The following is a 6,447-nucleotide window of genomic DNA, read 5'->3' on the forward strand; positions in this document are numbered from 1 at the left end:
TGCCGGAGAAAGCAGAGAAGTGGGTAGAAGATAAACTATTTCCGGGGAACATCCTGTTTTTTAAGAAAGAAGAGAACCGGACTGCATTCAGCTGTACCGCCTGCGGTTATGTCGGCTGGAGAAAAAACGGATGGAAGCATGGAGAAAAATCATATGCCCGAAATGCAAGACACCGGTAACGACAAACAGCAGGCAGGAGGAAAAGACAGCCAAAGGCATGGTAACTATCCTGCAGCAATATGGTAAAAAGTGGGTGGAGCGTCAGTTCCAGGCAGTCTGCAGATGGACAGCAGGGAAGAAAGACATAGAACTGTTCGAGAAGATCAGAGCCATCATACCGCTAGGGGAAACCTGGGGAAATGTCTGGTACGGCACAATTCCGGAAGCAGATGAATTTTCGCAGGAATTCTGGGACAAACCACATGGAAAGAGATTCGTTCCGTCATACCTGTATCCCGGAAATCTTCCGGAAGTGTTAAAAGCCGGAAGACTGGAACACAGCGGAATGGATATCCTTGCAAATGCAGGCATGAAATTCAACGTAAACGTCTATATCATATCCTTCCACAACAACCCTTATCTGGAATATCTGGCAAAATCCGGTCTGACAAGACTGGCAGCAGATATCGTAAATGATCACTGGGCAGAGATCAACAGAAACGGAAGGAATCTCAGGGAGACACTGATGCTGGACGGAAACCATTTAAACAGGCTGAAAACGATAAACGGTGGAGCTGCCATCCTGGGATGGCTCCAATATGAACAGAACAATGACATCCGGATCACACAGGAAAGTCTGGAATGGATTGCCGGAAAGAATTTAAAAATAAGTGACTGCCAGGACATCCTTAATGAACTTGAAAGCGTAAACCGGATGGTCAACTATCTGAAGAAACAGAAAATAGCTCCAAGTAAATTCACGATCATATGGAGAGACTACCTGCGTATGGCAAGAGAAGAGGGATACGATACCACTGACGATATTGTGAGATTTCCAAAGGATTTAAAGGCTAGGCACGATCAGCTGGTAGAAGTGAGAAATCAGAGAAAGGATGATAAACGGCTGGAAGGATATAAGAAACTGGATGACCGGATAAAAGAAAGGCTTCCGGACATGAAAGATTACTTCTGGGAAGACCGGGAATACATGATCATACCGGCAGGGACTTGTAAAGAACTGATGGATGAAGGAAGAACTCTTCATCATTGTGTGGGAAGCAGTGACACCTACATGAGAAAGATGGCAGATGGCGTCAGCTGGATCCTGTTCCTGCGAAAAAAATCAGAACTGAAAAAGCCCTACTACACCATAGAGATCAGCCTGAAGGACGACCATATCATCCAGTTCTATTCAGAATATGACCGGCAGCTGGATAAAGAGACCATCAATGATGTCCTGAACCGGTACAAACGGAGCATCCGAAAAAAGAAGATAAAGATTCAGGTACCGGCAGCAGGCATAGCATAAGGAGAACACTATGGAATATATGCAGTTAAGCATGGATGATTACATCCAGAGCAAAAATGAGATCAAACAGGAGTTAGGCGGAATTGTAAAGAGCTTCGTGCGGATCGGCTGGCAGCTGACCCGCATAGATAAGTCAGGAGCCTATAAACACGATGGATACAACACCATTGCAGAATTTGCCAAAGCAGAATATGGCATGAATCCATCAGGAGTCAGCCGCTTTATGAACGTCTATGAAAGATATTCCCTTCCTGGAGATACACCGGAACTTCAGGAACAGTACAGGGAATTCAAATTCAATAACCTGGTAGAAATGCTCCAGCTTCCGGAAGAAGACCAGCAGATCTTTCATCCGGAGGATAAAAGAGAGGACATCCGCGAATTAAAAGACTTCAACAAAGAAAATGAAAGTAATCCGATGAATCTCTTAGATTGGAAATCTGCACAGAGTACAGAGGACAAGCTCCACGCCACGATCCAGGAATTCTTCCGGGAAAAGACAGGAATCCTCAATGCCCTGTACAGCAGTGAGGCATACCAGTCCGGAAACATCAAGGAAATGGCACAGATCGTCAACCCTGGTGACAGCATGAGTTATCGAAAAGGAACGGTCTTCTTAATGTTCCATCAGGAAGATATCACAGTCAAGATATTCAATGGAGAGATGAGGAATATCTCATGGGACCAGTTTTTTACATATACACAGGAGATATTTGCGGAAGCGGCAGCAGGAGCGAAAACATATGAGAATTATTTCGGGATCCCAGAGGAAACTCACGACCCAACACCAAAAGAGATTCCGAAACCTACGCCAAAACCTGTATCAAATCCGACCCCCAAACATGATGTTCGCCCTGAACCGGAAATTGCGCCGGCGCAACAGCCAGAATCGGTGGAGAATGTGGAAAAAACTGTGGATAACCATGAAAAAGGTCAAAAAACAGCAGTTCCAGAAAAAGAGGACTCCGTATCAGGAAAGCCTAAAGCAGATTCCTATTCTGAAGCACCAGAATCTCAGCCGGAAAACATAGAAAAAAGTCAAGAAACAGCACTTCCAGAGCCGGAACCACAGATTCCAGGACAGGACAGCATTGAAAACCATCCAGAATATATGCCAAAACCTGCAGAACCGGAAGAACAGCCAGAAAGCAACCTAAAACCAGAATTACAGGAAGACCATCTCGGTGAGGTCAACGAAATGGTGCCGGAAGAACCGGAAATTGCGCCGGCGCAATTCGGATCCGAGCCGCCGGAAGCGGAGCCTAAGACCAGAAAAGAGTATATAGATACGTTAACAGCTTATGGAACAGCTGAGTATATAGCAAGAGCTATGCGGCAGTTTGCAAATAAAACCTATAACATGCTTCTGGATCCTGCTTTCTGGGAAAGATGGCTGAATGAAAAAGTAGACCATAACGGAAGACCGTGGGAAAACTAAGGGTGCTTTCAAAATTCACATAGATATTATTCCTGCTCCCGAGCCTGTCAGAGGGAGCAGGGGAAAGGAGAAAACAATGTATAAATGTTGCGCAAGCCAGGACGGGATATGCCGTAACACATGGTTATATGGAACTGAATGCGATGGATATAAAGAAAAATGCAAATTACGGGGGTCTTATAAGAGTATAAGCAATGCTGCAAAAGCATATCAGCATGCAATCAGAAAAGCATTTGGAGCGGAGGATTGAGCCATGAACCTCAGACAGAAAAAGAAATTGTTTAAAAAAATAACCGGATACAATCCCAGAGGAATATCTTATGGTGACTCTGGATATCATGCAGCCATTAACAAACCATGGGGAGGATTAGCGGAATATAAGAGATTGAAAGCTACCGAAGCTGTAGAAGATTTTAACTTGGAGATTCGGAAAAGAAACAGATCAATAAGACGTTTACAGAGGTACACCAGATGAATCAGGAAGGATTGTTGTTCCCAAAAGGAACCATTAGAAAAAAACGAAAGAAACATCCAAAAAGCATTATGGACAGAGACATAAAAGGCCAGTGTTTCATTTGCGGAAAAACAGGCTATACGGAACGCCATCACATCTATGGCAGTGCAAACCGCAAATACTCCGAGCAATATGGCTTAACCGTATATCTTTGTCCGGAGTGCCACAGGACTTCAGAGACTGCCGTACATAGAAACAAGGAAGTCCGAACCATCTTGCAGCGGATCGGCCAGAGGACATTTGAAAAAAAGTGCGGCAGCAGGGAAGAATTCGCAAAGATGTTCGGGGAAAACTATCTGGAGGAAGAATAAATGAACATAGGAAAAGCAACCGCAATATTCAAAGATATCCATAACGAGGAAACAGAAGTAGAGGACAAGATCACAGCAATTCAGGAAGTGATTGATATGCCTACACATAACAGCATTACCAAAAAGAGCATGCTGGAGGCACTTCGCTGGCTGATCGAAGAATATATCTAAGGAGGCACACAAGATGAATGATGACAGAGCAAAGACCTGTAAACACAGTACCGGACAGATCGGCCAGCTTGCAGTATACGTCCTTCCGACATGCCCTAACATGAATATGATCAAGGGAAGGTTCGTAACAACCAGACAGAGATGTCACAGCTGTAGATTCTACAAGGAGAAGAAATAATGGGAAGAAACGCTGAAGGTTATCCGGATCCAACAGCCAGTAAGGCAATCCGGGCAGCAGACAGAATGCCTCAGCATACATACAGAGATTACTGTATACTTAGAGCTATGGCATGCCGAATGGGATTAGAAATAACTAGAGTGAAGGATATAAAATCCGGTAAAGAATGGAACCTATGAAAACAGGCCGGGAGCTAATAATAGTTCCCGGCTAAAAGCATGAAAAGAAGGAAAGGGGAGCGATACCGATGGAGACGACAGCAATTCAGGAAGATAACGAGAAGAAGAAAGAATATTTAAAGTCTTACCGGCGGGCAATAAAGAGGGAGCAGGATATTCTGGATGAAATCCAACGGTTGAGACTGGATAAAATGTTTCCGTCGGTGGTCAATGATGGTATGCCACACGGCAGCAGTCATTCAGATACTGTCGGATTATGCAGCTATTCTGGATGAACAGATAGAACTTCTGAAAGAGGAACGCCTGGAAAAGGTCAGATGTTACCAGAAGATTGAGAGGCAGATCAGCCAGATGGAGAATGAGGATGAGCAGGAAGTGTTGAGACTGAGATACATACTTGGAATGAAATGGGAAGAAGTGGCTGTGAAAATGGGATATAGTTGGAAACAAACACATAGGATCCATTCGTCCGCACTCAAAAATTTCAAGATGACATAGAATGACACACAACATCTGTGATATTATTATAATGAACTCAGTTGGAAAAGTTGTCCAGAGTTCTCCTTCCCTTAAATGACCTGCCAGTACCCACCTGGCAGATCACCAGAACATCTCACCGAGAGGGAGTGAGCGTGAGCCATGGAGCCGCAGGTTCGAGAATCCTGGTGTTCTGATTTCTCCAAAAGGAGATTATAAGTATTTTTTCCCAAAGAATATAATTTTCAAAAAGAACTTCGTAAAAATTACGAGGTTCTTTTTTGTTAAGTTTTCCGATATAGACATTAAAGAACGAGGGATTTATTATATAATAAATAAATTTGTTAATGTGATGTTACTTAAGCGTATAATTTGTTGCAAAAAATCGAATCAAGGAGTATTATTTGGCTAGATTATATTTTTTACGGGGGAAGAATATGAATATACCAGATTTTCTTAACAGGGACGATTATTTGCAAAATCCTATAATGCGACGTTTTTTGAAGAAACACAATTTAAATTTTGTGGTTAATAGAATTGACTATATTAATGCAATAAAAGAATATTCTGAACGTGGAATAGAGGAAGAACGTGAAACTATTAAATGGATTTTAAAAGTTGTCAAAGAAGGAAGCAAAGAAATTTGTTACAAAAAAGTATTTGGTTTTGAAGAATGGCATAAAAATCCTAATTTAGTTGAAGCAAAAATAAAAGAACGATATCCCGATTGCCCGCAAGAAAACATATTGACATATACTAATACGGGCAAAAGAACAATGATTGAGTATAATATTGTCACAAATAGTAAAGGTGAAGTAATAAAAATAGAATTTACTTTTTCTAAATTAGCTGTATGGGGAAAACGGAGCGATAGGAGATACTACAGTATTTCCAGTATTCATTGAAGTGTATATAGAAAATGGATTTATTATCAGTAGGGGCAAATCTAAGTCAATGTTGTATCCATATGACGAAAATAGCAATATGATATTTGGTAAAAAAATGGATACAATGGCATATGCAGCAGACATAATAGATGAAATTATTGGGGTATTGAGATTAACAACCGATGAAAATCCTAAGCATGTTAAGAGCGTAAATTCGCAAATGTTATATAGCATATACAAAAAATATTCATTTACGCCAGAGGAAGTTAATAAACAAGTTGATTCCCAAGAGGATATTATAAAAGAATTTGTAAATCAAATTTTTTCAAATCTTAATCTTGATATAAGAAATACACCTAAAGCACTTTTAGATGCCAGGATTTTTGTGGAAAAATTTGTATCAATAAATGGAAACAATGAAAGCATTTTTAAAGAAGACAGACCCGCATATTTGATAAAGGTAAGTGCTGATGATGAAACTGAATTAACCAAGATAGATACAACGTCCGATAAAAGTATTCCATTGCAATGTACAGAAGCCTTTTTTGACAGTAAAAAATCTGTTGTAAAAAGTAAGATGTGTAAAAAACTTAATCTGATTTATAAACGAGAAGATGAAACTTATTTTCCAAAAAATAATTATTTAGTAGTTCAATTAGGAACTAATAAAAATTATGGTTATGTAAAGACTACACAATATGCAGAGGAGGCTGATATACAAAATGTTTTACAAACAATTTTTGAAAATTACGGAAATTCTAAATCCTGACTTCGTAAATGATTTTGACTATTGGCTTGCAACTTTGCCTAAAAAAATCAAAAAA

12 protein-coding genes are annotated in these 6,447 nt (G+C 40.6%); all 12 read left to right on the top strand.

All coding sequences use genetic code 11. The annotated features are described in order from the left end of the window. Positions 1–130: 130 nt before the first annotated feature. The gene (locus AC058W_RS17800; protein ID WP_479390452.1) at positions 131–1,468 is read left to right on the top strand and encodes a PcfJ domain-containing protein; all 1,338 of its coding nucleotides are present in this window, start codon (positions 131–133) and stop codon (positions 1,466–1,468) included. A 10-nt stretch (positions 1,469–1,478) separates the two neighbouring features. Then, positions 1,479–2,906 (top strand): hypothetical protein, encoded by a 1,428-nt coding sequence (locus AC058W_RS17805; protein WP_479390453.1) that lies wholly within the window; start codon positions 1,479–1,481, stop codon positions 2,904–2,906. A gap of 76 nt (positions 2,907–2,982) precedes the next feature. Then, entirely contained in the window at positions 2,983–3,156 is a 174-nt protein-coding gene (locus tag AC058W_RS17810; protein ID WP_182364440.1) for a hypothetical protein, read from the top strand. Between the two features lie 3 nt (positions 3,157–3,159). Beyond that, a complete protein-coding gene (locus tag AC058W_RS17815) occupies positions 3,160–3,381 on the top strand; it encodes a hypothetical protein (protein WP_479390454.1) in 222 nt (73 codons plus the stop codon). After that, on the top strand, positions 3,378–3,731 hold the full coding sequence (locus AC058W_RS17820; RefSeq protein WP_479390455.1) for a hypothetical protein: 354 nt from the start codon (positions 3,378–3,380) through the stop codon (positions 3,729–3,731). The genes AC058W_RS17815 and AC058W_RS17820 overlap by 4 nt, the downstream gene beginning before the upstream one ends. Further along, positions 3,732–3,902 carry a hypothetical protein gene (locus AC058W_RS17825; RefSeq protein WP_154108128.1) on the top strand — a complete coding sequence of 57 codons (171 nt, stop codon included), beginning with the start codon at positions 3,732–3,734 and terminating at the stop codon, positions 3,900–3,902. A gap of 13 nt (positions 3,903–3,915) precedes the next feature. After that, on the top strand, positions 3,916–4,080 hold the full coding sequence (locus tag AC058W_RS17830; protein WP_479390456.1) for a hypothetical protein: 165 nt from the start codon (positions 3,916–3,918) through the stop codon (positions 4,078–4,080). Beyond that, complete coding sequence (locus AC058W_RS17835) at positions 4,080–4,259, top strand: hypothetical protein (protein ID WP_479390457.1); 180 nt, start codon at positions 4,080–4,082, stop codon at positions 4,257–4,259. The genes AC058W_RS17830 and AC058W_RS17835 overlap by 1 nt, the downstream gene beginning before the upstream one ends. Before the next feature lie 68 nt (positions 4,260–4,327). Then, positions 4,328–4,534 (top strand): hypothetical protein, encoded by a 207-nt coding sequence (locus AC058W_RS17840; RefSeq protein WP_479390458.1) that lies wholly within the window; start codon positions 4,328–4,330, stop codon positions 4,532–4,534. Beyond that, positions 4,470–4,757 carry a DUF1492 domain-containing protein gene (locus AC058W_RS17845; RefSeq protein WP_479390459.1) on the top strand — a complete coding sequence of 96 codons (288 nt, stop codon included), beginning with the start codon at positions 4,470–4,472 and terminating at the stop codon, positions 4,755–4,757. The genes AC058W_RS17840 and AC058W_RS17845 overlap by 65 nt, the downstream gene beginning before the upstream one ends. Positions 4,758–5,173: 416 nt before the next feature. Continuing rightward, the gene (locus AC058W_RS17850) at positions 5,174–5,641 is read left to right on the top strand and encodes a hypothetical protein (protein WP_479390460.1); all 468 of its coding nucleotides are present in this window, start codon (positions 5,174–5,176) and stop codon (positions 5,639–5,641) included. Between the two features lie 79 nt (positions 5,642–5,720). Further along, complete coding sequence (locus tag AC058W_RS17855; protein WP_479390461.1) at positions 5,721–6,392, top strand: hypothetical protein; 672 nt, start codon at positions 5,721–5,723, stop codon at positions 6,390–6,392. The last annotated feature ends 55 nt before the right edge of the window (positions 6,393–6,447 follow it).

It is taken from the genome of Blautia sp. CGZ-1-C1 (assembly GCF_056504575.1).